General features: G+C 33.0%; 29 protein-coding genes. 3 read left to right on the top strand and 26 right to left on the bottom strand.

What is annotated here, in order from left to right; genetic code table 11:
• Positions 1-18 precede the first annotated feature (18 nt).
• The gene (locus tag OC526_RS01070) at positions 19-699 is read right to left on the bottom strand and encodes a transaldolase family protein (RefSeq protein ID WP_262121451.1); all 681 of its coding nucleotides are present in this window, start codon (positions 697-699) and stop codon (positions 19-21) included.
• Between the two features lie 124 nt (positions 700-823).
• Positions 824-1,177 (bottom strand): PTS glucitol/sorbitol transporter subunit IIA, encoded by a 354-nt coding sequence (locus tag OC526_RS01065; RefSeq protein WP_262121449.1) that lies wholly within the window; start codon positions 1,175-1,177, stop codon positions 824-826.
• A gap of 126 nt (positions 1,178-1,303) precedes the next feature.
• Between OC526_RS01065 and OC526_RS01060 the strand changes: the two genes are divergently transcribed.
• Positions 1,304-2,230 carry a sugar-binding transcriptional regulator gene (locus OC526_RS01060; RefSeq protein WP_262121447.1) on the top strand — a complete coding sequence of 309 codons (927 nt, stop codon included), beginning with the start codon at positions 1,304-1,306 and terminating at the stop codon, positions 2,228-2,230.
• 35 nt (positions 2,231-2,265) lie between these two features.
• Here OC526_RS01060 and OC526_RS01055 read toward each other — a convergent pair whose 3' ends face one another.
• The 8 genes from OC526_RS01055 to nagA form a co-directional block, all read right to left on the bottom strand.
• Entirely contained in the window at positions 2,266-3,291 is a 1,026-nt protein-coding gene (locus OC526_RS01055; RefSeq protein WP_262121445.1) for a PTS glucitol/sorbitol transporter subunit IIB, read from the bottom strand.
• Between the two features lies 1 nt (position 3,292).
• Complete coding sequence (locus OC526_RS01050) at positions 3,293-3,832, bottom strand: PTS glucitol/sorbitol transporter subunit IIC (protein WP_262121443.1); 540 nt, start codon at positions 3,830-3,832, stop codon at positions 3,293-3,295.
• A 54-nt stretch (positions 3,833-3,886) separates the two neighbouring features.
• On the bottom strand, positions 3,887-4,405 hold the full coding sequence (locus OC526_RS01045) for a YjbQ family protein (RefSeq protein ID WP_262121441.1): 519 nt from the start codon (positions 4,403-4,405) through the stop codon (positions 3,887-3,889).
• Complete coding sequence (locus tag OC526_RS01040) at positions 4,402-5,103, bottom strand: triose-phosphate isomerase (RefSeq protein ID WP_262121439.1); 702 nt, start codon at positions 5,101-5,103, stop codon at positions 4,402-4,404. The genes OC526_RS01045 and OC526_RS01040 overlap by 4 nt, the downstream gene beginning before the upstream one ends.
• An 18-nt stretch (positions 5,104-5,121) precedes the next feature.
• On the bottom strand, positions 5,122-5,955 hold the full coding sequence (locus OC526_RS01035; RefSeq protein WP_262121436.1) for a ketose-bisphosphate aldolase: 834 nt from the start codon (positions 5,953-5,955) through the stop codon (positions 5,122-5,124).
• The gene (locus OC526_RS01030; RefSeq protein WP_262121434.1) at positions 5,945-6,346 is read right to left on the bottom strand and encodes a transcriptional regulator GutM; all 402 of its coding nucleotides are present in this window, start codon (positions 6,344-6,346) and stop codon (positions 5,945-5,947) included. The genes OC526_RS01035 and OC526_RS01030 overlap by 11 nt, the downstream gene beginning before the upstream one ends.
• Positions 6,347-6,348: 2 nt before the next feature.
• A complete protein-coding gene (locus OC526_RS01025) occupies positions 6,349-7,596 on the bottom strand; it encodes an NAD(P)H-dependent oxidoreductase (RefSeq protein WP_262121432.1) in 1,248 nt (415 codons plus the stop codon).
• A 144-nt stretch (positions 7,597-7,740) separates the two neighbouring features.
• A complete protein-coding gene (nagA, locus tag OC526_RS01020) occupies positions 7,741-8,868 on the bottom strand; it encodes an N-acetylglucosamine-6-phosphate deacetylase (protein WP_262121431.1) in 1,128 nt (375 codons plus the stop codon).
• A 63-nt stretch (positions 8,869-8,931) separates the two neighbouring features.
• On the opposite strand from nagA, the gene OC526_RS01015 reads away from it, so the two are divergent.
• Positions 8,932-9,414 (top strand): dihydrofolate reductase, encoded by a 483-nt coding sequence (locus OC526_RS01015; RefSeq protein WP_262121429.1) that lies wholly within the window; start codon positions 8,932-8,934, stop codon positions 9,412-9,414.
• Entirely contained in the window at positions 9,411-9,674 is a 264-nt protein-coding gene (locus OC526_RS01010; RefSeq protein WP_262121428.1) for a hypothetical protein, read from the top strand. Before OC526_RS01015 ends, OC526_RS01010 begins: the two co-directional genes overlap by 4 nt.
• 65 nt (positions 9,675-9,739) lie before the next feature.
• Here OC526_RS01010 and rbsB read toward each other — a convergent pair whose 3' ends face one another.
• The 16 genes from rbsB to OC526_RS00930 all read right to left on the bottom strand — a co-directional run bounded on the left by rbsB (position 9,740) and on the right by OC526_RS00930 (position 24,867).
• On the bottom strand, positions 9,740-10,687 hold the full coding sequence (gene rbsB / locus OC526_RS01005; protein ID WP_262121427.1) for a ribose ABC transporter substrate-binding protein RbsB: 948 nt from the start codon (positions 10,685-10,687) through the stop codon (positions 9,740-9,742).
• 9 nt (positions 10,688-10,696) lie between these two features.
• Complete coding sequence (locus OC526_RS01000) at positions 10,697-11,641, bottom strand: ABC transporter permease (protein WP_262121425.1); 945 nt, start codon at positions 11,639-11,641, stop codon at positions 10,697-10,699.
• Positions 11,638-13,119, bottom strand: coding sequence for a sugar ABC transporter ATP-binding protein (locus OC526_RS00995; protein WP_262121424.1), 1,482 nt, complete (start codon positions 13,117-13,119; stop codon positions 11,638-11,640). Before OC526_RS00995 ends, OC526_RS01000 begins: the two co-directional genes overlap by 4 nt.
• 8 nt (positions 13,120-13,127) lie before the next feature.
• Positions 13,128-13,520 (bottom strand): D-ribose pyranase, encoded by a 393-nt coding sequence (gene rbsD, locus OC526_RS00990; protein ID WP_262121423.1) that lies wholly within the window; start codon positions 13,518-13,520, stop codon positions 13,128-13,130.
• Complete coding sequence (locus tag OC526_RS00985) at positions 13,517-14,410, bottom strand: ribokinase (protein ID WP_262121421.1); 894 nt, start codon at positions 14,408-14,410, stop codon at positions 13,517-13,519. Before OC526_RS00985 ends, rbsD begins: the two co-directional genes overlap by 4 nt.
• Positions 14,407-15,399, bottom strand: coding sequence for a LacI family DNA-binding transcriptional regulator (locus OC526_RS00980; protein WP_262121420.1), 993 nt, complete (start codon positions 15,397-15,399; stop codon positions 14,407-14,409). The genes OC526_RS00985 and OC526_RS00980 overlap by 4 nt, the downstream gene beginning before the upstream one ends.
• A gap of 124 nt (positions 15,400-15,523) precedes the next feature.
• Positions 15,524-16,462: a DMT family transporter gene (locus tag OC526_RS00975; RefSeq protein ID WP_262121417.1), complete on the bottom strand. Its 939-nt coding sequence runs from the start codon at positions 16,460-16,462 to the stop codon at positions 15,524-15,526.
• A 54-nt stretch (positions 16,463-16,516) separates the two neighbouring features.
• Entirely contained in the window at positions 16,517-17,248 is a 732-nt protein-coding gene (locus OC526_RS00970; RefSeq protein WP_262121416.1) for an ABC transporter ATP-binding protein, read from the bottom strand.
• Positions 17,241-18,200: a FecCD family ABC transporter permease gene (locus tag OC526_RS00965; RefSeq protein WP_262121415.1), complete on the bottom strand. Its 960-nt coding sequence runs from the start codon at positions 18,198-18,200 to the stop codon at positions 17,241-17,243. The genes OC526_RS00970 and OC526_RS00965 overlap by 8 nt, the downstream gene beginning before the upstream one ends.
• Positions 18,193-19,422, bottom strand: coding sequence for an ABC transporter substrate-binding protein (locus OC526_RS00960; RefSeq protein ID WP_262121413.1), 1,230 nt, complete (start codon positions 19,420-19,422; stop codon positions 18,193-18,195). Before OC526_RS00960 ends, OC526_RS00965 begins: the two co-directional genes overlap by 8 nt.
• Positions 19,419-19,805 carry a LarC family nickel insertion protein gene (locus OC526_RS00955; protein WP_262121410.1) on the bottom strand — a complete coding sequence of 129 codons (387 nt, stop codon included), beginning with the start codon at positions 19,803-19,805 and terminating at the stop codon, positions 19,419-19,421. Before OC526_RS00955 ends, OC526_RS00960 begins: the two co-directional genes overlap by 4 nt.
• A 41-nt stretch (positions 19,806-19,846) precedes the next feature.
• Positions 19,847-20,686, bottom strand: a complete 840-nt coding sequence (locus tag OC526_RS00950) for a LarC family nickel insertion protein (protein ID WP_262121407.1) — start codon at positions 20,684-20,686, stop codon at positions 19,847-19,849.
• Positions 20,687-21,433, bottom strand: a complete 747-nt coding sequence (larB, locus tag OC526_RS00945; protein ID WP_262121404.1) for a nickel pincer cofactor biosynthesis protein LarB — start codon at positions 21,431-21,433, stop codon at positions 20,687-20,689.
• On the bottom strand, positions 21,423-22,298 hold the full coding sequence (gene larE / locus OC526_RS00940; RefSeq protein ID WP_262121400.1) for an ATP-dependent sacrificial sulfur transferase LarE: 876 nt from the start codon (positions 22,296-22,298) through the stop codon (positions 21,423-21,425). The genes larB and larE overlap by 11 nt, the downstream gene beginning before the upstream one ends.
• A gap of 300 nt (positions 22,299-22,598) precedes the next feature.
• Positions 22,599-23,693, bottom strand: coding sequence for a hypothetical protein (locus OC526_RS00935; RefSeq protein ID WP_262121397.1), 1,095 nt, complete (start codon positions 23,691-23,693; stop codon positions 22,599-22,601).
• A gap of 1 nt (position 23,694) precedes the next feature.
• On the bottom strand, positions 23,695-24,867 hold the full coding sequence (locus tag OC526_RS00930) for a hypothetical protein (RefSeq protein WP_262121394.1): 1,173 nt from the start codon (positions 24,865-24,867) through the stop codon (positions 23,695-23,697).

The raw sequence follows: 24,867 nt of genomic DNA, 5'->3' as shown, positions 1-24,867 counted from the left end.
TAAGAAAACGTAAACAATCTATTTAAAATAATCAAGCCAAGATATTTTGCTTTCATTTATTGATTTAAAATCATTTACAAAAGCATCCACAGCCTTATTGATATTGCTATCATCTATAAATTTCTCAAACACTTCATAAGAGCAAGTTGCTGTGTCTATCCCATATTCTGCCAATTTTAAAACTTGATTTGTATTTTTAAAACTAGCTGCTAGAACTTTTGCATCTGGATTAGTCTCATCTAAAATATTTTGAATTTTAACCGTTGTTTCAATGCCATCATATCCTAAATTATCAATCCTATTTACATATGGTGCTAGGTAATCCGCGCCAGCCAAAGATGCTAAAAAGGCCTGAGTTGGGCTATAAATTGCTGTTGCTGTTATCTTAGTATTTTCATTTTTCAATAGACTCATAGCTTTTAAACCTTCTTTATTAGTAGGGACTTTTATAAAAGTATTTTCCCCAAATTTTTCTTTTAAAAGCCTAGCTTCTTTTACAATATCATCAGCTTTGTCAGATAAGGCTTGAATATGGAGCTGGTCATCCCCAATAAATTCTCTAATTTCTGTTAAAGTTTCTATAGGGTCTTTTTTATTTTTAAAAAGTATACTGGGATTAGTTGTAACCCCAGATACTGGAAAATATTCGTATAGATATTTTATGTTCTCTATATTTGCATCATCTATCAGTAAATTCATATTAACCCCTAGTTTTTCCACCGGCTACATTTATAGTAACTCCATGGATATATGATGAACGATCACTTATTAAGAAACAAACTAAGTTTGCTATTTCTGTATATAACACTCATTCTTTAATGAGTTAGTAAATAATTTCTATTTCATCACCAACATTAAACTCTGGAAATACATCAGGAACAGCATGTACAGCCCCAGGAAGCGTTTCCATGTCTTTGTTTAAATAAATTGATAAATGTCCTAATTCATGAAAGTTTGAATTAGCCATATTACCAACTTCAGTGATTTCATATTCTTGATTTGATATAATTAACTTACTACCTTCCTTAAAATAGATGCCATCATCATTGCGTTCAAAATCAATGATTACACTAATGTCTCTAAGCTCTGGAGGTGCTGAGTTACCAAAAAGTACAAATAGTTTTTCAGCTTCAAATTCTGGAACCATTTTCCCTATATCTAAAATTTTTAATTTCATATTACTCTCCTTTTAATATTATAATACTTCATTTTTTTACATTTGTAAATATATTTTACAATTTTAAATTGATGTTTATAAATTTGTATGTTAAAATATTAATTATAATAAGAGAAAAGGTAATTTATGACTCACAGAATAGATTTACTAATAAAAGTTGCAAGTATGTTTTACGAAGAAAATTTAACTCAAACTGAGATTGCTAGAGAATTAAACTTATCTAGGCCTACAATAGCTAGTATGCTTAATGAAGCTAAAGATAAGGGTATTGTTAAAATATCAATAGTAAAATTAGGTTCCGATACACATTCTTTATCTATGAACATTAAAAAAAAATATAATTTAGATAACGTGTTTGTTTCACCCGCCCAAACTGACAATCCGAAAAAAGAAATAGGAATTCTTTGTGCTCAATATATAGAAAATCGCAGATTAGAAAATTTAACAATTGGACTTGGTTTTGGAACAACTCTGTATGAATTTATACATTATGCTAACTACATAAATACTAACTTTAAAGAAATAGTTCCACTAATAGGCGGGGTTGAGATGGATAATGAAGCATTGCATTGTAATCATCTATGTTTTACACTTGCAAGAAAATACTCTACTAAAACTAAGTTCTTTTATTCTCCAGTCAAAGCTGAGGATATAAATGAAAAAAAACTATTAATGGATTCAAGATTGGTTAGGCAATCAATAGAAAATGCAAAAAATGTAGATATCGCTCTTATCGGAGTTGGTAATCCTATTAGAAGTTCTACATATAGGAGGCTAAATTATATACAAGCTGAGGATGATAAAATATTAGAAGAAAAAAAGGCAGTTGGTGATATTGTTACTACATTTTATGATAAAGATTTAAACCCTATTACGACCCCCCTTACTAAAAAGTTTATCGGATTGAATATTGAAGATATTAAAAAAATTAATGAAGTAGTCGTAGTAGCATCTGGCGAAGAAAAATATGAATCTGTACTACCTTTATTAGAAAAAGGTTACATAAATCATTTAATTATAGACTATAGTCTAGCCATGCTTTTAAACAATTAAAAAGATGTTTAGAAAACTAAACATCTTTTTTTGTCTTAATACATACCGATACTTAATAACCATCCAATTAGAACAGAAATAACACCGGTTATTAGTCTTGAGTAAAGTATAGCAGGAACACCAATTTCCACTGTTTCAGGTTCTGCTTCACCCAATGATAGACCTACTGGAATAAAGTCCATACCAACTTGTGCATTTATAGCAAACAATGCTGGGAGTGCAAAACCAACTGGTAATGCTCCAGTAGCTATTTGAGATCCTATTAATACTCCTACTACCTGAGCTATAACTGCACCAGGTCCTAAAATAGGTGATAAAAATGGCAAGCTTGCAATAAATGCTATGACTAAAAATCCTAATATAGAATTAGATAAAGGAGCTATTAGATTAGCAATTACATCTCCTAAACCTGTAAAATTAATTATACCTATAAGCATTGAAATAAATGCCATAAAAGGAAGGATATTTTTTATTACTGTTTCTATTGTATCTCTACCAGCTTGATAGAATACTCCCATTACTTTTCCTATGCCTTTAGAAAATCTAAGAATGAAAGAGTCTTTTTTCCCTTGATTATTATTAGTGTACAATGTTTTTTCTTCAGAAATCTCGGATTTTTCTTTATTTATTGATTCATTATCTTTAGATTCGTAGCTTTCTTTTCTATCTATTTCATCATTAGAAACTGTATCTAAAATTTTAACATCCTGTGGTCTAACACCAGATACAAAATTTTCTTCATTAATGTGTTTTGCTAACGGACCTGAAGGTGATGAAGCAAGTATATCGACCGTTAATATTCCTTTCATTGGATATACACCAATTCTTGCTGTCCCTCCACAGTCTATTACTGCACAAATAACTTCATCATCAGGAATTGATTCTTTAAATCCATCTCTTACTTCCGCGCCAGATAATTCTGCTATTTTAGCTGCTGTTGGATGTATGCCTCCACCAGTTACAGATATAACTTTATTCTTATTCTCAGTTGGAGTTATAGTTAGTCCTTTACCCCAACCTCCTTGTCCTTTATTTACAAATACTGATTTATATTTTGACATACTATACACCTCTAGCTCTAGTAGCTACTTTTCTTTTTGTTAAAAATTTTGTAATTCTTTCTGTAACAATTCCTCTAATAAATATTACAATTATTCCAGCTATGAAGTATCTAGCTGCAAGCGATCCCTGATTATAACCTGCCTTTGCTACTCCATCTGCAATACCAAGGAATACAAATAACTCTCCAGCGTTTGCATAAGGGAATATACCAGTAACCGGATGTACAAAACTTACTGTTGCATCATAAAATGCTGGCTTATGTTCTTCTTTCAAAAATCTACCAAATGTATAACACATTGGGTTTGTTAATAGCAAGACTGCTAATATTGGCATTATTGTATATCTAAAAAATATATTATTAGATCTCTTAATAACCCAATTTTCTACCTTGTCCGCCCCAATCAATGCGATGATCGCATTTGTAAATGTTAACAAGACGATTAATAAAGGTATAATTCCTGTCATGAAGCTTTTAAAAACTTCTGCACCTGCTTCAAAGAGACCTATAAAGTTGGTCCCAAACCATTCTATATATTTCATATTTGCTCCATTTCTTAAAATAACGTTTTCTTACGTTTTAGAACAATGGGAGAACTAATCACCCATTATTACAACTTTACACTTTCTATCTCTAGATCTTGTTGTATCAAAGTCTACAAAATAGATGTATCCTGTAGTCCCTACTCCTAGTTTGCCATTTTCTACTACAAATGTCTCACTTGATCCTAGTATGGTGGATTTTAAGTGAGCATCTCCATTCCATAGGGCTGTTCTGTCTCCGTTTGGTAGATAATCTGATGCATTTGGCCATGATTCTACTGCTTTGTAGTGTTCTTCTCCTGGATATACGTAGATGTCTGCGCTGTCATGATCTGGTATTATTTTTTTTAGTACTGTGTTTAAATCTTCTTGTAGGGATTCGATACCATTTTCATTCTTATCGTGGGCGAATTCTTCAAAGAAGATTGAGCAGGTTGTGTGAGGGCTTACTACTACGCATATTCCGTTTTCTATTTTGCTTTCTGATATTGCTGATTTTACTTCTTCGGTTATGTTTAGGTAGCTTGCTTCTTTTCCTGTTGACTTTAGTTCTAGTGTTTTTATATAAGTCATTTTCTCTCCTCGTATGCTCTTACACATGCTTTTACCATATCTTTTAGCATTTGTTTTGGATTTTCGGCTTTTACTATGCCACTTGTGCATCCTGTTCCGTCTGCTCCTAGTTTTATTGTTCTATATACGTCTTCTGCTGTGCTGATTCCTGCTGCTTGCATTACTAGGATGTCTTTGTTTACTTCTCTTATTGCTTGGTTGGTTTGGTTAATGTAGCTTTCATCGCTTACTTTGCCTGTCCCTATCAATTCGGTTGGTTCACATAGGATTACGTCTGGATTTAGTTTTGCTATTGCTTTGGCTTCTTCTAGACTGTCAGCGCATACTATGGTTGATATTTGTTTTTCTTTTGCTCTTTTTATGGATTTTGCTAGGTCTGCTAGGTTTTGTTGGTGTTCTGCATGGTTTAAGAATGTTGCTTTTACTCCTATATTTGATAGGGATTCTGCTGTTACATATCCCATGCCACGACCTAGTTGTATTCCATCCATATGTTGGGCTGATATTTTTGCTTTTTTACTTATTTTTACCATGTTTGCTAGGTCTGCAAATGGTCCTGTTACTAGTATTGTTATTTTTTCTTGGTATTCTTCTGCTAATTCTTCGGCTACTTCTACGAGTTCATATAGTTCTTGCCCATATAGATAGGATTTTGGATTGAAGATGAAAAATGGTTTTGTTATTGTTTTTTCAATCATTGATTTCTCCTTATTATCTCATATGCTTTTTGTTTCGAATACTTTGTAATAGTGCTCTAAGACTTCTTTCATAGCCTTATCTGAGGCTTCTTTCATTTGAATATAGTTTTCGAAGTTTCCTTCTTTTATTTTTTTGTAAGCTGCTGTTATGAAGTCTGTGTAAATATTTATTTTTGATATTCCATTTGTGGCACATCTGTTTAAGTTTTCATCTCCAGATGATGAACCCCCGTGTAGTACCAGCGGTATATCTACAAGCTGATCTATCTCCTTTAGTCTTTCAAAGTTAATTTTTGGTTCGCCTTTGTAAAGTCCATGGGCTGTGCCTATTGAGATTGCTAATGAGTCTACGCCTGTCTTTTCTACAAATTCTTTTACATCTTTTGCTTCTGTGTATATTGAATCTGTTATTTCTGCCGCTTCTGAAGTATCATTTGCACCTACATGACCTAATTCTGCTTCTACAGTTATATCATGTTTGTGAGCGTAGTCTACTATTTCTTTTGTTATTTTTATATTTTCTTCAAAACTTTCGTTTGATGCATCTATCATTACTGAACTAAATCCTAGTTCTATAGCTTTGAATACAGTCTCTTTATCTTGACCATGATCTAGGTGTAGTATTACTGGTGCTTTTGATGCTTCTGCTAAATATTTTCCAAATGTAGCTGCTTCTTCTAATGATAGTATATCAGCATGTGATTGAGCATAAGATAGTATCAATGGTAGATTTTGTTCTTCTGCTGTTTTTACATATACCCTCGCTGAATTATTGTCTATGAAGTTTGTTGATGGTATTGCAAATTTTTCTAATTTCGCTATTTCTAAAGCTTTTTTTGAATTAACTAACAACTTTCTCTCCTAAAATTACATCATATTTGTTCTTAACTTTATCTAGGGCTACGTCTAAGTTTCTTATATCTTTATAACCCGTTTTATTATTTAAAAGATCATTTATATTTTTATTTTCTATACTTTTTATATTTTTAAAACTTGAAAATACTGTATATCCTGAATAATAATAGGCTTCAATAATATTATATGAGCTATCCATTATTACAATTAAGATTAACGATTGGAATTTATCACCTGCCCTTTCACTAAGCAGGTAATATCTATCCAACCCTTGATACTTGGTTTGTAGATTCTTTATAAATTTGTCGTATTTTTTTAACTGATATATTCCTAAAACCCCTTGGCATATGACTAAAAAAAGTAATATTATTACGACTTCTTTAATCATTTTTATCCAATAAATTCATCTTGTAATTTTCTTAATTTATATACAGTAGTTGTTGTATCGAGCTCTGTATTATCCAAAGTTAAGAATGAATCTGCAGGTATATCTTCTTTTGCAATTGTATTTCCGGCTATTAGTCCAATAGGTATATGGTTTTCTTTTAAACATTCCTCGTGGGTTTCTAAAAGACCTCTTACACAATAACCACCTATACCATCTATTTTTTCACCTTTTTTGATGTCTTTTTTTGTAAATGCAACTGTATCAGATACAGGTACCCCTAATGGAACTATTGAAGTATCATTGTTTAAAGCAACTTTTGCAACAGTTAATGGAGTTTCTAGTGATGCTAAATGGAATGGACGGTATAAAATATGTCTATCTTTATCTCCTTTTTTCATAAGATAATTTAACTCTTCAACAACACCTTCATTTTGTCCTTTTACTATTACAAATACACCAGGTGCTAAACCATCAACGTATTCTACTACTCCGTATTGGCTTAAAACTCCACCTTCTTCTTTTGTGCTTAATTGATCAACCGTAGAGTCTAAGTCCCCTGAAATTCCATGCATTCCCTTAATATCAGGCTTAAAACCAATCGCATTAGATAATAAGTTCATTTCAGCCATAGTTTTTGTACCATCTTGGAATGCAGCAAGCATATGGGCATTCATATTTTTAGATTCAGCTTCTTCTTTTGCAGTATCTGGATTGGCATGGACTTTAAGTTTATTATTTTTACCTTTTCCTGCAACCAATACTTCCATTCCCATTGATTTTGCGAATTCATATAAAGAAACTACCTCAGCCGGCTCATCTCCAGCAGATCCTGTATATACTAGACCAGCAGATTTAAATAGTTTATGCATAAGAGATCCAATTGTGATATCAATCTCTACATTTAACAAAACTATATTTTTGTGTGCTAGTAAGCATTCTAAACAAACCTTAGCTCCTACTTCTGGAACACCAGTTGCTTCTACTATTACATCTATATTTTCATTATTAATAACTTCTTTAAAATCTGTAGTTGTTAATATTTCAACTTTTTCTTCAGATGAGCTATTGAATGCATCTTTCGCTGCGTTTGCTGCATCAATATTTAAATCACTGATACCGGTAACAATCATACCTGGTATTGTTGATATTTGAGCAACCATTCCTCTTCCCATTTGTCCAGCACCGATTACACCTACTCTGATAGAGTCTTGTTCTTTTTGTCGTTCTAATAATTGACCATATAAAGTCATATCTACCTCCTATATTATAACAACGTTTTCACAAATATTATATCCACATTTTTACATTTGTCAATATATTTTACTAATGTAATAATCATCTTCAATAAATCACCACAAAAAAACACCCCCAAGGGGGTGTTTTATATTTTTCTTCTATTCAAAAACTTTCTCACCGTTTAAATAAGTAGCTTTTAAATCCAAATCATCATCCAAAACTATAAAATCAGCATCAAATCCTACTTTTAATTTTCCGCACACATTATCTATACCTACAGATTTAGCTGGGATTAGGCTGGCCATTTGGATGGCTTCAAAGGTGTCTGCTATTTGCCAGTCTACTACATTTTTTACAGCGTCTTTTAATTTTAAAATTGACCCTGCTAGGTTACCGCCTTCTTTTAGTCTTGCGGTGCTATTTTCTACAATTACATCAAATTCTCCTAGTTTGTAATCTCCATCTGCCATGCCTCCTGCTGACATACAGTCTGTTATTAATGCGATTTTATCTCTGCCTTTTGCATTCATCAAAACATTTGCACTGGCTGGGCTTACGTGGTGGCCATCGCAAATTAATTCACTTATAGCATCTGAATTCATTGCTGCTCCTACCATTCCTGGATTTCTGTGGTGGAGTCCACTCATGCCATTATAGGTGTGGACAAAAATATTTGCCCCTTCTTCTACTGCATCCATTGCCTGTTCATAGCTGGCATCAGAATGTCCTAAGGCAACTGCAATCCCCATTGCATTTGCTTTATGGATAAAGTCTATTACTCCATCTCTTTCTGGGGCAATGGCAATTTTATTTACCAAACCATCTGATAATTCTTTCCATTTTTTTAGTTTTTCTATATCTGGATCTGACATATATTTTTCATTTTGGGCACCCTTATATTTTTCTGTAAAAAATGGGCCTTCTAGGAAAACTCCACGGATTTTTGCACCAGTCACATCCTTATATTCTTGACCGATCACTTTGCAAGCTTGGTTTAATCTCTCTGTTGAATCTGTAAGTGTTGTTGGCAAAAAGCTTGTAACTCCCATTTCCAAAAGTCCCTTAGAAATTATTTCCAGAGCACCTTTTTTGGCATTCATGATGTCTTCTCCATGATAGCCATGGATATGAGTATCTACCAGACCTGGAGCAATAATTTCTCCCAAATATTCATAAGTTTCTGGTTCTTCTTTAGAAAATGACTTTATTTTGCCTTTCTTTACTTCCATATAATAATTTTCTAAAACTTTATCTTCTAAAATAATATAATCAGCTGTATAAAACATAATCTCTCCTTTGCTAGTATTTTACCCGCTTTGGATGGGTATTATAAGGATAGGAGTTTAAAAATGAAAATTATTTTAGCAGTTGATGAAAATTGGGCAATCGGAAAAGATAATGACATGCTATTTCGCATCAAAAAAGATTTGAAACATTTTAAACAAATTACTATGGGAAATATTGTGATAATGGGTAGGAATACCTATGAATCAATTGGTCATGCTTTGCCAGATAGGAAAAATATTATTTTATCAAAAAATCCCGATTATGAGGCAAAAAATGCAAAAGTTTTTCATAATCCAAGTGAGGTTATAAACTATGTTAAAACTAGTAAAAAAGAAGTTTTTGTAATAGGCGGGTCTGAGATAGTTGATATTTTTTTACCATACGCTGATGAAGCCATAATCACAAAAATAAATGCAATAAAAGATGCAGATACCTTTTTGCATAATTTTGACCAAGATCCAGATTTTGAGATTGTAAGTGAATCTCAAATATATGAGGAAAACGGAATAAAGTTTTCTTATGTAAATTATAGGAGGAAAAAATGAGTAAAACTGAAATTTTTGTAAGCGACAAGTGCCCACATTGCCAAAGGGTTTTTAAAGACTATGAGGCAAATCCTGAAAAATATGAGGGTGTAGAAATAATAAATATTTCTGATAGCCTGCTTGATTTAAAAAGGTTGTTAAAATACCGTGATAATCTAGATGGTTACAAAGAAGTAAGAGAAGAATCCAGAATAGGAATCCCATCTAGGGTTGTGGATGGTAAAGAAGTAGATTTTGTCCAAGAATTAATTGAAAAATAAAAACAAAAGTTGCAGATAAGTATCTGCAACTTTTTTATGGGATTTATTGGGATTTTGTTTTTAAGTTATTTAATTAGTTCAAGTGGTGAATCTACTTCTTCTTCTATTGTTTCACCTTTTAGGTATTTGATAGCTGTTTGTATAGCTAATTTACCCATTTCTTTTGGTTGTTGAGCAACAGTTGCTGATAGTGTTCCATCTTTTACTGCATTTATTGCATCATCATTTCCATCAAAACCAACTATTACAATATCTTTTCCACTTGTTTTTATTGCTTCACTAGCTCCTAGGGCCATTTCATCATTTTGACAGAATACTGCTTTTACATCTGGGTGAGCTTGCAACAAGTTTTCCATAACTGTAAGACCTTCTGCCCTATCAAAGTTAGCTGTTTGGCTTGCTAAAAGATTAATTTTGCCATCTGTAGCTTCTTTAAATCCTTCACCTCTTTCACGAGTTGAACTTGCTCCAGGGATTCCCTCTAGTTGGATAACTTCTGCATTTTCTCCAACTTTCTCTAGGATAAATTCTCCTGCCATCTTACCACCTTCAACGTTGTTGCTTGCAATAAAGCTTACGATTTCTCCTGAATCTGTTCCTCTGTCGACACAGATAACTGGAATATTTGCTTGATTTGCTTTTTCTACTGATGGTGCGATTGCTGTTGAGTCTACCGGATTGATTATGATTAAATCAACTCCCTGAGTAATTAAGTCTTCTACTTGGTTACTTTGTGTTGAAGAATCGTTTTGTGCATCGGATATTACAGTTTCTACGTCTTCTCCCGCACCCTCTTCAATACCTTCTCTAATTGATACGAAAAATGGATTGTTAAGTGTCGAAAGTGAAACACCTACTTTCATTTTTCCATCTGTACTGGTGTTTTCTGCTGTTTCGCTTGTTTCTGTTTTATTTTCTGTTGATTCATTGTTGCTTTGTCCCTCTAAGCTACAAGCAGTAAATGCAAATAATGCAACAAGGACTAGTGATAAATATTTTTTAATTGTTTTCATAAAACTCTCCTATTTGTTTCTTTTGCGGTCAATTAGAACTGCAATTAAAATTACAATCCCTTTTACGATTTGCTGGTAAAAACTTGATACTCCCAATAAATTAAGACCATTGTTAAGGACACCTAAAATCAAAATACCAATTAGGGTTCCAGTTAGCGATCCACTACCACCTGTCATACTTGTCCCTCCAAGCACAACTGCAGCGATAGCATCCATTTCGTAGGCAACACCCGCTGTTGGTTGGGCAGAGTTTAATCTAGAAGTTAAAACCAAACCTGATAATACAGCCATAAGTGATGATATTACATAAACGCTTATTTTTACCTTATCTATATTAATCCCCGAAATAAAACTTGCCTTTTCATTGCCCCCAACAGCATATATTTTGCGACCCAGGGCAGTTTTATTTAAAATAGTCCACAAAATCAAAAATGCTAGGGCAAATAAGATTACTTGGAAAGGAACTCCAAAAAATTGGCCCTTTCCTAAAAACTTGAAGGCAAAATTATCTTTTGGCCCAGCTATAGGTCTCCCATCTGTATAAACTAGGGTCAACCCTCTAAAAATAGTCATTGTGGCTAGGGTTACTATAAATGGGGCAAGTTTTCCTTTGGTAATTAAAAACCCATTTATCAAACCTAAAATAAGCCCAAGACCTAGGGCGATTAATATAGCTAGGATTGTGTTCATCCCATTTTGTAAAAGACCTGCAAAAATTGCAGATGTTACTGCTAGAGTAGAACCTACTGATAGGTCAATACCGCCAGTTAAGATTACAAAGGTCATTCCTAGGGCAATAAATCCGTTTATGATTAATTGCCTCATCAGATTCATTAGATTGTTTGCTTGTAAGAATGTTGGATTTAATATACTAACAAAAACCATTAGGATAATTAGTGCTAAGATAGTGCCCAAATTCTGGTTTTCTTTAATTTTTGTTTTAAAATTGCTCATAGCTTTCCTCCTGTTGCAAGGGTCATTACTTTTTCTTGACTAGCTTCTTCCCTTAAAAGCTCTCCATTTACTTCTCCTTCATGAATTACATATATACGGTCTGAAAGAGAAAGTAATTCAGGAAGATCGCTTGAAATTAATATTATACATACTCCCTTGTGGGTCAATTGCTTAATCAAATCGTAAATTTCTCTTTTTGCACCGACATCCACACCCTTTGTAGGCTCATCTAGGATTAAAATTTCTGGATCTATTGCATACCATTTTGCAAAAACAACTTTTTGCTGATTTCCGCCTGATAAGTCACGCACCTTACTTTCTGCAGATTGGGTTTTGACCCTAAAAGAATCTACAAGAGAATTTGACAAGTCTTTTTCTTTTTTCTTATCAATAAATGATTTTTCTGTAAATTTGTTAAAATTTAGCAAGGAAATATTTTCTCTGATGGATTCATCAAGGACTAGGCCTTCTTCTTGCCTATTTTCAGTAACAAATCCGATTTTATTGTTTATGGCATCCATTGGTTTTGTAATCTCAATTTTTTTGCCATCTATGTAAATTTCCCCACTATCTTTTGAATCTAGGCCAAAAACAGCTCGCATTATTTCTGTCCTACCTGCTCCCATCAGTCCAGCTATGCCCAAAACTTCACCTTTTTTTGCATTTATATTTATGTTTTCAAAAAGATCAGCCTTTGAAAAATTTTTAAGTTCTATTTTTACATCTGAAACTTTAGCATTCATTTCTGGATAAAAATCACCAATGTCCCTGCCAACCATATGAGAAACCACTTCTTTTTCGTTAGTTTGCTTAGTATCCATTACTGCAACTGATTTTCCATCACGCATGACTGTAATCTTGTCTGTTAGAGCAAATATTTCCTCCATACGGTGGGAGATATATATCATGGATACATTTTCATCTTTTAATTTTTTGATGAGTAAAAACAATTTATCAATTTCATTATTGGTTAAAGCGCTTGTTGGCTCATCCAAAATCAAAACATTTATTTTATTTAAATTTGCCTTGGCTATTTCCATCATTTGCCTTTGCCCAACTGATAAATTTGCTACTTTAGTATCTGGATCAATATTTAAATCAAATCGTTTTAATAAATCCTCACATTTTTGACGCATGGATTTTCTATCCAAAAACCAGCCTTTGTTTAGTTCGTTATTCATAAATATATTGTCCATAACACTTAATTCTGGCCAGTCACTAAGCTCTTGGTGGATAAAACTTATTCCATATTCTTTAGCAATATTTGTATCAGCAATGTCCACCTTTTGGCCATCGATTAGAATTTCTCCAGAATCCTTGTTCAAAACTCCTGACAAGATATTCATCAAAGTTGATTTTCCAGCTCCATTTTCTCCAACCAAAGCGTGAATTTCTCCCTGGCCAAGATTAAAATCTACACCCTTTAAGACATCATTTTTTCCAAAGGACTTGTAGATATCTTTCATTTCAATATTCATAATTGCTCCTAAAAAATATTTTTTGACTGCAAGATTATATTAGAATATGGGGTGTTCTCTCCAGTTCTTATGACAAATTTTACATCTTCTAGTTTTTTCTTAAAATCTTCATGGCATATGTACTCGCAACTTACACCATCCAAAAGTTTTTTAATAGCATTTTCTTGGTCTAGATTTTTATCCTTTATTTCGCTAGCTAAAATGTAGTGTTCGCATCCGAAGTCTTCTAACAAAATTTCTAGGACGTCAATGAACTTTGGTTGACCAAGCTTTAAGGCCAAATCAATTTTTTTATCTGGATCAATTGGCAAACCACAATCCCCAATAGCTATTAAATCTGTGTGACCCAAATCCGATAATCGTTTTGAAATTTCACTATTTAAAATTCCTTTTTCCTTCATAAATCTTCTCCAATAAATTTTTCTACATCTTCTAAATTTGGTATAGAAATACTTGCTCCCTTTTTTCTAACAGATAGGGCTGAGGCTTTTGTTGCAAGTTCTAAACATTTTTTAACATCAGTATTTTTATAAAACTCAGCTACAAAAAATCCAGTAAATGTATCTCCTGCTCCAGTGCTGTCTACCGCCTTGACCTTGTAAGCTTTTTGGCAAATTTTATCATCCCTATCTACAAATATAGAACCTTTGCTACCTAAAGTTATAACTAGCTTTAAATTTGGATAATTTTCTCTAAAATAAGCTATACAGCCTTCTATATCATTACAAAGAGATATTTCTTTGCTCTCAGTTTCATTTACCATTAGCAAGTCAATTTTTTTAAAGTCAAGATTTTTCAGTTCATCTGTAATTGGAGAGGGGTTTAAAACTATCTTCATTCCTTTTTCATAACCCTTTTTAATTATGTAATCCAGATTATTTATTTCGTTTTGCAATACAAGGATATCGTTTTTATCAAAATTTGACAGAACCTCATCGATAAAGTCTTTGTCAATATCAAAATTTGCACCCTTATACAAAACTATGGAGTTTTCACCATTGTCATCAACTTGTATAATTGCATTTCCAGTTGAATTATCTGAATCTCTTATAAAACTTGTATCAATTCCCTCACCTGCTAAGTATTCTTTTAAAAAAGCTCCATCACTACCAAGGCTTCCTGCATGATAAACTCTATTAGAGTTTTTTGCCAAAGCAACCGATTGATTCAAGCCCTTACCTCCGGCTCTTTTCTCAATACTTTGGGCACTAATTGTTTCACCAGGACGTGCGATGTGATTTACCCTAAAGAAAATATCTATATTTATAGACCCAAAATTTAATATTTTCATTTTTTAAAACCTACACTTTCTCTTTCAATAATTTTAGGCTCTACCATTATTTTTTCCTGAACTGTCTTATTTCTAATTAAATTATCAGCCATTCTCATTGCGTTTTTGGCGATTTCTTTTAGGTTTTGATCAAGGGATGTAAGTCTTGGGCTGATGATTTTGTTTAAAAATAGATTGTCATAACTTATTAGTGAAATGTCATCAGGGATTATTATGTCATTTTCAGCAAAGTAATTTATTAGACCATATGAAGACATATCTGCAAAAGAAAAAATTGCATCGACATTTTTTTCTTTGAAAAATTTCCCAGCCTTATAGCCTTCTTCATATGAATAATCTCCATGAACTATATTTTTATAGTCAATGTAAATATCATAGTTCATAGCAGCCTTTATAGCACCAGAAAGTCTGCGGGAAGAATTTGCTGTTGACCTTGGTCCAATCAAAAGACCAATATTTTTAAATCCTCTTTTTATGAGATATTCCATAGCAAGATATCCGCCCATTTCATTATTTCCTGTTACAATTTGAGTGTTTCTACTATCAAAATCTACCTCATCTAGGAAAATAATATTGTGCTTTCTTAGATCATCCTCATTTAAAGAATTGACATTTCGGTCAACTACCAGAGTAGCTGCAAAAATATTATTTGCTAGTAAATTTAAAAATTCATCCTTACCAATTTTTTTGTTGTTAGTGTTATGAATATACAAAAAATACGAATACTCTTGGGCAAATCGAGTCAGTTCCTTCACCAGTGCTGAAAAAAATGGATTATTTATATCCGGCACAACAACCATAATTATATTGCTTTTTTGGCTGGCAAGGGCCTTGGCATAGCCATTGGCATTGTAATTTAAACTTTTCGCAGCATCCAAAACTTTTTTCTTGGTTGGCTCAGATATTTTATTTTTAGTATTATTCAAAACCATTGATACAGTTGTTATTGATACTCCCGCAAGTTTTGCTACATCTTTTATATTTGCCATTTCACCACCATTAAAACGTTTTAATTGTCTATATGATAGCATCTTTAACAATTATTGTCAATTAGTTTTAAAAAATAAAAAAACCTCAAAATCCAAAATGAATTTGAGGTTTTTTTTATTATTTTTAAGCCGATGGAGCTTTGTCTTTGTTTAGGAATGATAATTTAGTTTCTGAAATCATTATTGCTGCAAACATTAGAACAAATCCTACAATTGACATTGGTGTTAGACTTTCAATTCCTAGCATTACTGGGATTAGAATTCCAAATACTGATTCAAATCCTAGAATAATTGCTGCTGAGGATTCGTCTGTGTATTTTTGTCCAATGTTTTGTAGTAATAGTGCTACTGTTGTACAGAAGATAGCTAGGTATAAAAGTTCAAGAATTGGTCTTGAAGAATTAATTACCATATTTGAGTTATCTTCAAAGAATAATGTCACTATTGCAGATAGAATTGCTGCTGATGTAAATTGGAAAATAGTCATTACTATTGGGTCTTTTCCTTTTGTAAACAATTTTACTGCTACTATATGTGCTGCAAATAGGATACCACTTAGTAAGGCAAGTCCATCACCTAATAGCATTTCTTTGCTTGCGTTAAATATTGATGTTCCCTTTTCTACTCCTGATTTAGAAATTAGATAAATACCTACAATGGCAATGGCTGCTGCCCACATATTATATTTATCAGGTCTATGTTTAGTAATTGCCCAAGATAAGAACGGTACTATTACACAATAGGATGCGGAAAGAAAGGCACTTCTTCCTGGATCTGCGTATGTAACACCTAGTGTTTGAGATGAATAAGCAATAAATAAGAAAAATCCTACTATAAATCCAGCTTTGAGGTCATCTTTTGTTGCTTTTCTAACTTTTTTGTTAAATATAATTGCAAGTAATATTGCTGAAATAGCAAACCTAACCATAAGGATAAAGTTTGGATTAAAAGTATCTGTTGCTCCCTTTACTACTGTCAGTGAACTTCCCCAAAGAATGGCTGTAATAAGCAAGCCCAATTTGGCAAGTTTGTTATAGTCACGTTTTTTTGTTTTTTCTGTCATAATTCCTCCTACCTAGTTTATATCCAAAACATATGTTTTATAAACTTATTTTTTTTAAAATTGTTGATTATTATTCATATTAAATAAAAACAACAAGCTGTCATCCATCTTTTTTATGTTAGCATCTATGTTGTATACCTCATCAAACATTTCTTTTGTGAATATTTGGTATTTATCGCCTACTCCATAAATTTTATTATCATTTATCAAAATTATATTATCAGCGTATCTTTCGATTAATTCCATTTGGTGGAGGGTGATGAGGGTTGTAAGATTTAGTTTTTGGGTTAGATTTTTTATTATAGCTAGTATTTCGTATTGGTTATGCAAATCAAGGGCACTTACTGGTTCATCTAACAATAAAATATCTGGTTTGCTAATTAGGGCTTGGGCAATGAGGACTTTTTGGACTTCACCCCCACTCATTTTTGAAATTTTCTTATTTTCAAATTTTCTAAGATTTAGTAGGTCCATTATTTCATAGGTATCCATTATGTCTTGATCGCTTAGTTTAAAATTAAGACTTTTTACTTTACCCAAAATTATAGTTTCAAAAACGGTAAAGTTCACTTTTGTATTTACATTTTGATTTAGATATGAGATTTTGCCATCTGTTTTTATGTCTCCATGGTAATTTATCAAGCCGCTAATTGCATTTAAAATTGAGGACTTTCCAGCACCATTTCGTCCCATAAGAACGTGGACTTTGCCTGGACCTGCAAAAAAACTAATATCATCTATTACATTTTTTTCATAGTTTATTGTAAGGTTTTTTATATCAATCATTTTTGACTCCAAAAAGCATTACAAATATTAGTGGAAGTCCTATAAGCGATGAGATAATGCCAATTGGCACAACAACTCCAGGTTTTATCATTTTAGTAACCATAGATGAAATTACTAAAAGAATTCCTCCGATAATTGCAGATAAAATTAGATAATATCTTTGGTCTTCTCCCACCATTCTTCTTGCAAAATGTGGGGCCAAAATCCCGATAAAACCAATAATTCCAACATAGGATACAGAAACTGCGGCAAGAATCGAAACTAAAATAAAAGTTTTTATCTTTAGCAATTTTGTATCAACGCCCATAGCCCTTGCTCTGTCCTCACCAAAACGCATGGCTGTAAGCTTCCAGGCATCTTTTAGGGCAAAGAATACTATAATTAGAAAAACACTTAAAATTATAAAAATTTCTTTGCTAGTAGTTTTTGTAACATTGCCAAATAGCCAAAAAACAATGGATGCTAGGGCTTCATCGGTTGCTAAATATTGCAAAAGCGAGGTCAGTGAGTCAAAAAAGAATTTGACAGCAATCCCTGCCAAGATCATATCTTCGGTATTCATGGATTTCTTTTTTGATATGTAAAAAACAAAAAACATGGACACTAGTGAAAATATGATAGATCCAAAGGCAACATAGGAAAGTGACAAGCCTAAAATCAAAAATAGGCTTGCACCAAATCCTGCCGCTGATGAGATTCCTAGAGTAAAGGGATCTGCCAGAGGATTATTTAAAATTGTTTGCATAATTGCCCCACCAAGTCCCAAAGACAAGCCAACTATTCCTGCTGTTGCTACTTCAGGCAAGCGGATATCAAATAAAATTGTTCTTTGAATCTGACTTAGATTTGACAAATCGCTAAGGGCAATTTTGCTATCACCGATAAATAAATCAATTATACCAGCGATTATTAATAAAATTGTAGAAATAATTATTTTTTTATTTCTATTCATATTTATATGACCAAGTTCCTTCTAAGCCAATTGGCATAAATTTTTGGTAAAACTCTTCAAAATCTTTTTCTGGATCTAAATCCTTATACTCTTCTGGATGTAGGGTCTTTGCTATATATTCATATGAATAAAAGTCACTCATATCACGTACTAGCTGTTGGCTAATAACATAAATTTCTTTATTTCTCATAGCTTCTAAGTCTGACCAGCCTGAGCGAGAATTATAAAGATCAATTTTTTCTTTTACTTGATCTGTACTTGTGTCATAGCCCATTTTCATAGAATGTGGTTTTTCTATCCATTGGGATCCTGTTAGGATAATTTTTTCTGGATCTTCAGATAAAACAAATTCACTTGATAAAGGGATTGCTTCATCAGATCCTAGAGCATCTGAACCTATATTGTGGCCACCACAATCTTCTATTATTTTGCCCCACATTTTGTTAGATCCATAAGAGTTTCCGTACTCTTTTTCACCCTCGTAACCATGTTCTACATAAACTTTTGGTTTTTGATCTTCTTCAAACTTTTTATCTAAGATTGGACTTACTTTTGATGTGTAAAAATCAATAAGTTCATCCAAATTTTTATCAAGTCCAGTTACTTGGGCAATCAATTTTGTTGAAGCAATGTGCTTATCAAACTCTTGTGAATGATAGTCCACATAAAATACTGGGATGTCGATTTTTTCTTGGATTGCTTCAATTTGGCTTTTAAATCCGATTGGTGCAATTATCCCATCAGCATCTGTATTTAGGATAGCTTCATAAGAAAAATCGTTATCCATGAAGTTTGCAATACGTGGCACATCTTCGATTTCTGGCATTACTTGTGCTAAACGAGTATAGAAATCGTTTCTATCAAGTTTTACACTATCATCCATGGCTGCGATTTTTGATAGGAAATTATCCTTATCCAAATACATCATTGTCATAAATGGACCACCTGATGATGAGCCTTGGATAATTACTTTTTCAAGTGGCTTGTCTAAAGTAATTTCATTGCCATCTAGGTCTCTTACAACTATTTTGCCACCCGTTTTTTCTTCACTATTTAAGTCTTCTTTTTTATTTTCAGAAAGCTCAGTTTTTTCTTTCTCACTTGTATTTTCTTCTACTTTTGTTTCTGTGGATGTATTTTCATCAGTTTTTGCTTCTTGATTGTTTGTACATCCAGCTAAAATTAGTATTAAAGATAGTAATAATGCTTTGAAATACTTCATTTATCTTCCTTCTTAACATATAATTTTTTTAACAAATCAAAGGCAGTTTTTATGCCGATGTCATTTTTAATTGCAAGGTCCTTAGCTGATTCAAATTCCGGATACACATATTCTTCGCCATTGTGACTAACAATTTTATAATCGTACTCACTCCCCTCATAAGTGAGTGATTCTTTTTTGCGATCTAGGATGTCCCTTTCAATTGGAATTTTTCTTATGCCAATGCTTGTGCTATGTTTGAAAATTAAATCTTCAATGGCTTTCTCATTTTCCAAATCGCAAATAATTGAAAGCTTATAGGCTGGGCGATTTTTTTTCATAAATATTGGTGTATAAAAGACGTCTAGGGCGTATTTCATACATTCATCTACTATAAAACCCAAAATCTCTCCTGTACTATCGTCTATATTAGTTTCCAGTATTTCTAGTGTTTTTTTTTACTGCTTTCAATTTCCATTACTCGCAAGATATTTGTGTATTTTGCAAAGTCTTTGTTGCCAGCTCCAAGTCCTACATTTTTTACTTTAAAACTATTGATTTTTTCGCCATTATCATAATATCTTACAATAGCAGCACCAGTTGGAGTTACGTGTTCGCCTTCTTCATCCAAAAGTTTTAGATTTATATTAGAACCTGCAAGGATATTTATGACAGCTGGCACTGGTATTGGCATTTGCCCGTGAGATGAATATTGGTAGCCATAACCCTCGCTAAGATCTGAAAAATAAATATTTTCCACTCCCAAATCATCGATTAGGACAGCTGTGCCTATAATATCAATTATTGAATCAACCGCTCCTACTTCATGGAAGTGAACTGCTGATTTTTCAATCCCATGAGCTTTTGCTTCTGCATCAGCAATGATTTCAAAGATACCAAGGGCATCTTTTTTCGCTCTTTGAGAAATATCTGCTTTGTTGATTAAGTCTGTAATTTCTTTTAAATGTCTATGGCCATGGTGGTCATCAGAATGGGAATGTGTGTAAGTATTGCCATTTTCATCCACGTGTTCATGAGTGTGGTCATGGTTATGATCGTGATCATGATCATGATGGTGGTCGTGGTCATGATTTGATAAAATAACATCAAAGTTATTTGCATCTATATTGTTTTTAATTTTTCTATCAAAAACCAATTCATAGCCATCTATGCCCATTGATTCGATAGCCTTAACTAGCTTTTCCTTACTAGCTCCAAGATCTAGAAGTGCTGCAATTGTCATATCCCCAGCAATTCCAGAGTTCATTTCAAAATATAAATCCATTTACTTCTCCTCAATCAATTTATTAATCTGACAAGCATTGTAGGATGCACTATATCCATTGTCTATATTTACAACATTGACACCCTCAGCACAGGTATTTAGCATGGTAAGTAGGGCTGAAAGACCCTTAAAATTTGCTCCATAGCCGATAGATGTTGGCACAGCAATAATTGGTTTATTTACCAAACCGCCAATAACTGTTGGAAGAGCACCTTCCATACCTGCAATTGCAATAATTACATTGGCCTTTGAAATTTCATCAATTTTTGAAGTTAGTCTGTGAAGTCCTGAAACTCCAACATCATAAAATTTACTAACATTTGCACCAAAAAATTCTGCAGTTATCCTAGCTTCTTCAGCCACCTTTAAATCTGCAGTACCACCTGTACAAATGGCAATATTTCCTATTTTGGGACTCTGTTCATAAACAAGAGAAATAATCCTTCCAGTTGGATCATATTTTGCTTCTGGTACAAGTTCAAGGACTCTTTCATATTGGCTAGGAGTAGCTCTTGTGCCAATTACTGATTCCTTACGCTCGCTAAAAGATTTATAAATTTCTGCAAGGGCAAAGTCCTCCTTGCCCTCACAAAAAATTGTCTCACCAAATCCGCGGCGTTCTTTTCTTTGGAAATCTAATTTTGCAAAGTCTAAGTCCTTATAGTTAAATTCTTTTAGGTAATCTAGACCTTCATTTATAGATATTTCATTATTTTTTATTTTTTCTAAAAATTCTTTATTGTTCATTAGCTAACCATGGATTTACTTCTGTTTTTAAATTGTCATCTACAACTTCATCCATAGAACCAGATCTGTAGCCTTCTAAGTCGATATTTACGTATTTAAATCCTAAGTCTTTGAATTTCTTTACAATTTCTTCAGCGTGTTCAAAAACTTGGCCTAGTTTTTCTTTTTCTACTTCAATTCTAGTGTTATCTCCGTAAATTCTAACTCTATTTACCGCAAAACCTAAGCTTTCTAAGTAGTTTTCAGCTTCTTCAATCATTGGGAATTTATCTATATCAATTCTTGTATTATATGGGAATCTTGTTGCCATACATGGTTTTGAAGGTTTTTTGTGAGTTTCTACACCTAGTTCTTTTGAATAAGCGCGTACTTCTGCCTTGCTTAGTCCAGCTTCATAAAGCGGAGATCTTGCGCCCAAGTCTTTTAGTGCTTTGATACCTGGTCTAAATACTTGGTAGTCATCTAGGTTTGTACCATCAACTACAAATCCATAACCAAGTTCATCTTTTAAGTTAAAGCAGTTTTCAAAAAGTCCACCTTTACAGTGGTAGCATCTGTAGTTTACGTTGTTAAGTAGTTTTTCATTGTCCATGATACTTACATTTGCAACGTGAAGTTCTACATCCATTTCTTTTGCAAGTCTTATACATTCATCTAGCTCATCTTTAGGCGAAAACTCTGTTACAAAAGTCATTGCAACAACGTCATCACGATTTTCTCTTAATTCTGAAGCTAGTTTTAAGATAAGTGTACTATCTACACCACCAGAAAATGCTAAAACAAATTTTTCATCTAGCAATTCTTTTATGATGCTATTTAACTTTTCCTTTTTTTCTGCATTAATACTTGTTACTGTTTTTTCCATAAAAAATCCTTTCTATAAGTAAAGCCACACTTTAAAATAATTTTGTAGCTATATTGACATTTTACAATATTATTTTATCATAGTACGAGACTTTTGTATAATCCTTAGTTCTTTACTAATAATTATACATATGTATACAAAGATTTTTTATTATTCTCTAATTTTTATCCAAAAAAAGGCTGATCCTACAAAGAAGTGTAAAAATCAGCCTAATTTATTAGAATCAATTTATAAAATACTCATAAAGTATGAATATTTTATTTATTCTATTTTCTGCGAGCTTTTGCTCTTATATTATTTTTAGTTATTTAAAGCTCTATCTACGTTTCTGATGAAGTCTTGTGTATTTGTTACCATAGTAACAGCTGTTACTGTACCCCTGTCAGAAAGTTTGTTTACAGCGAATTCTTGGATATCTACTGTGTACATGTAAACTGGTCTTACTTCGCCATCAAATTCGTTGTATGATGGAGTCATATTACCTGTTGCAATTGTAAATAAGATTGCTGAAAGCATGATGATTGTAGAAGTTTTTCTTGAGTGAGCTCTCATAGCATCTTGGGCTTCATAAACATTGTTGATTGTTTCTGGAAGACCAAATCTATCACGGATTGTACCAGCGATTACAAAATCTACGTCATTTTCAACACATGCTTTGATGAAACCATCTTTTACTTGTCCAGATTCTACTAATGCTTTTGTTGAACCGTATTTACGAGCTAAGTTGATAGTTTCGTATAGGTTTCTTGTAGAGTTTTGTTCTTTTTCAAAGTGTTCTTGTCCCCAAGATGTACCATATAATCCACGTTCAAGGTCAAATGCTGCTGTTTCAGTACCACAGAAGATTGCGTTGATATATCCATTTTCAACTAGTCTTTGTAAAGCAAGCCTAGCGTCTCTATCTAGGGCAATTGCAGAACCAACTACTATTGTTACATAGCCGTTGTTTTCTTTTTCGTGTTTAAGTACTTCGTATAGGTTGTCATAGTCCATTGAGAAAGCTGTTTCTCTTGAACGACCTGAACGGAAAGCAAATGTATCTTTTTCTGATCCTTCTTCTAAGAATCCTTGAGTCCATACATAGATACCTTCTGAAGCATCTTCTGTACGTCCGATTGCTACTTTATCGCCTACTTTTAGGTTTCTAAATTCAACGATGTCGACACTTTCTTCACCTGGTGTATCATTTACTACACAAACAGTATCCATTCTTGATTCTGTAGCAAGTACCCATTTGTCATTAACTTTGAAGTATTCTGGGAATACTGATAATGCGTGGTAGTTACGTGGGCTGATGCCTTCTTCTGTTACTTCTTCAAGTTTAACATTTGGTGCATTTTTTAAGAAATCTTGATCGAAATCAGGATGATGATATTTTGGCATTTCAAATTTCATCTTATAATTCCTCCTTGCTTTGTTCTTTGTGGCCTGTTATTTGTACGTGTTCAGTTTCTGGAATTTCCATATCTTCAGAAAGTACTCCTTGAGCTGGAGAAACTAATGCTTTTTCACAGTTAACTACAAAGTCTTGTACGTTTGTTACCATTGGTACAAATCCCATGTATTCTCTTGCTGCACCTACTTTGTGTACTACGTTTTCTGTAACGTCGATTGAGTACATATAAACTGGTGAAACTGTTCCATCTGTTCTTTTTTTGTAGCTTGATGCTAGGTTTGCAACTGATAAGCTGTGAAGCATTGTTGCTATACAAATAACCATTGTTGCTTTATCAAGTTCTTCTTTTGTTGCATTTAGTGCATCATCTGTATCTCCGTGTACTTCTGGAAGTGGACCGTCATCTCTGATTGATCCTGAAAGTACAAATGGAACATCCATATCAGAAAGTGTTTTGATGATACCATCTTTTACATTACCACCAGCAATAAATTCTTTGATAGAACCAGCATCTCTTACTTCGTTTAATAAGTCTAAGTGGTTGTAGTGACCCATTGGTTGGTTAACTTGTGTGTAAATATTTTGACCTAATGCTGTTTGTAAGAATCCACCTTCTAGGTCGTGAGTACACATAGCGTTACCTGCTAGTAATGAGTTAATGTAACCATTTTCTGCTAGTTTGTTTAAAGCATTTCTTGTATCATAGTCGAATACTACACTTGGTCCTAGAACCCAAACTATGTATCCATCTTCGCTATCACGTTCATGTTCCATTAATTCAAATAATTTGTCATAGTCATTTGAGAATGATGTTTCTACTGATTTTCCAGGTCTTGAGTAAACTTCTTCTGGGAATCCTTCTGCGTTTACATAAATTCCGCTTTCAGCATCATCATCGCCTCTTAAAACTACTTCATCACCTGATTTTAGGTCTCTGATTTCTTTGATAACTATGTCATCACCCTCAGCAACTGCTACACAGTTAAGTGATGTGTGTTCTGGTAGGATCCATTCGCCATCTTTTTTGTAGTAAGTTGGCATGTAAGTTGTTAGATAAAAGTTATCTGGTGCTACACCATCTTTTTCAACTTTACCTAGTTTTACATCTTGTGCGTTTTTAAACTTTTCATCTGAAAAGTTTGGACAAACATATTCTGGTACTTGAAAAGCCAT

The sequence above is a fragment of the Anaerococcus sp. Marseille-Q5996 genome, assembly GCF_946893725.1.
GTDB lineage: Bacteria > Bacillota > Clostridia > Tissierellales > Peptoniphilaceae > Anaerococcus > Anaerococcus martiniensis.
Note: the sequence above shows the minus strand (reverse complement) of the source record. Positions and strands in the feature narration are given on the sequence as shown.

Coding starts and splice junctions, on each gene's coding strand:
- OC526_RS01070 (WP_262121451.1), bottom strand. CDS start 699: ATGAATTTACTGATAGATGATGCAAATATAGAGAACATAAAATATCTA.
- OC526_RS01065 (WP_262121449.1), bottom strand. CDS start 1,177: ATGAAATTAAAAATTTTAGATATAGGGAAAATGGTTCCAGAATTTGAA.
- OC526_RS01060 (WP_262121447.1), top strand. CDS start 1,304: ATGACTCACAGAATAGATTTACTAATAAAAGTTGCAAGTATGTTTTAC.
- OC526_RS01055 (WP_262121445.1), bottom strand. CDS start 3,291: ATGTCAAAATATAAATCAGTATTTGTAAATAAAGGACAAGGAGGTTGG.
- OC526_RS01050 (WP_262121443.1), bottom strand. CDS start 3,832: ATGAAATATATAGAATGGTTTGGGACCAACTTTATAGGTCTCTTTGAA.
- OC526_RS01045 (WP_262121441.1), bottom strand. CDS start 4,405: ATGACTTATATAAAAACACTAGAACTAAAGTCAACAGGAAAAGAAGCA.
- OC526_RS01040 (WP_262121439.1), bottom strand. CDS start 5,103: ATGATTGAAAAAACAATAACAAAACCATTTTTCATCTTCAATCCAAAA.
- OC526_RS01030 (WP_262121434.1), bottom strand. CDS start 6,346: ATGATTAAAGAAGTCGTAATAATATTACTTTTTTTAGTCATATGCCAA.
- OC526_RS01025 (WP_262121432.1), bottom strand. CDS start 7,596: ATGACTTTATATGGTCAATTATTAGAACGACAAAAAGAACAAGACTCT.
- nagA (WP_262121431.1), bottom strand. CDS start 8,868: ATGTTTTATACAGCTGATTATATTATTTTAGAAGATAAAGTTTTAGAA.
- OC526_RS01015 (WP_262121429.1), top strand. CDS start 8,932: ATGAAAATTATTTTAGCAGTTGATGAAAATTGGGCAATCGGAAAAGAT.
- OC526_RS01010 (WP_262121428.1), top strand. CDS start 9,411: ATGAGTAAAACTGAAATTTTTGTAAGCGACAAGTGCCCACATTGCCAA.
- rbsB (WP_262121427.1), bottom strand. CDS start 10,687: ATGAAAACAATTAAAAAATATTTATCACTAGTCCTTGTTGCATTATTT.
- OC526_RS01000 (WP_262121425.1), bottom strand. CDS start 11,641: ATGAGCAATTTTAAAACAAAAATTAAAGAAAACCAGAATTTGGGCACT.
- OC526_RS00995 (WP_262121424.1), bottom strand. CDS start 13,119: ATGAATATTGAAATGAAAGATATCTACAAGTCCTTTGGAAAAAATGAT.
- rbsD (WP_262121423.1), bottom strand. CDS start 13,520: ATGAAGGAAAAAGGAATTTTAAATAGTGAAATTTCAAAACGATTATCG.
- OC526_RS00985 (WP_262121421.1), bottom strand. CDS start 14,410: ATGAAAATATTAAATTTTGGGTCTATAAATATAGATATTTTCTTTAGG.
- OC526_RS00980 (WP_262121420.1), bottom strand. CDS start 15,399: ATGGCAAATATAAAAGATGTAGCAAAACTTGCGGGAGTATCAATAACA.
- OC526_RS00975 (WP_262121417.1), bottom strand. CDS start 16,462: ATGACAGAAAAAACAAAAAAACGTGACTATAACAAACTTGCCAAATTG.
- OC526_RS00970 (WP_262121416.1), bottom strand. CDS start 17,248: ATGATTGATATAAAAAACCTTACAATAAACTATGAAAAAAATGTAATA.
- OC526_RS00965 (WP_262121415.1), bottom strand. CDS start 18,200: ATGAATAGAAATAAAAAAATAATTATTTCTACAATTTTATTAATAATC.
- OC526_RS00960 (WP_262121413.1), bottom strand. CDS start 19,422: ATGAAGTATTTCAAAGCATTATTACTATCTTTAATACTAATTTTAGCT.
- OC526_RS00950 (WP_262121407.1), bottom strand. CDS start 20,686: ATGGATTTATATTTTGAAATGAACTCTGGAATTGCTGGGGATATGACA.
- larB (WP_262121404.1), bottom strand. CDS start 21,433: ATGAACAATAAAGAATTTTTAGAAAAAATAAAAAATAATGAAATATCT.
- larE (WP_262121400.1), bottom strand. CDS start 22,298: ATGGAAAAAACAGTAACAAGTATTAATGCAGAAAAAAAGGAAAAGTTA.
- OC526_RS00935 (WP_262121397.1), bottom strand. CDS start 23,693: ATGAAATTTGAAATGCCAAAATATCATCATCCTGATTTCGATCAAGAT.
- OC526_RS00930 (WP_262121394.1), bottom strand. CDS start 24,867: ATGGCTTTTCAAGTACCAGAATATGTTTGTCCAAACTTTTCAGATGAA.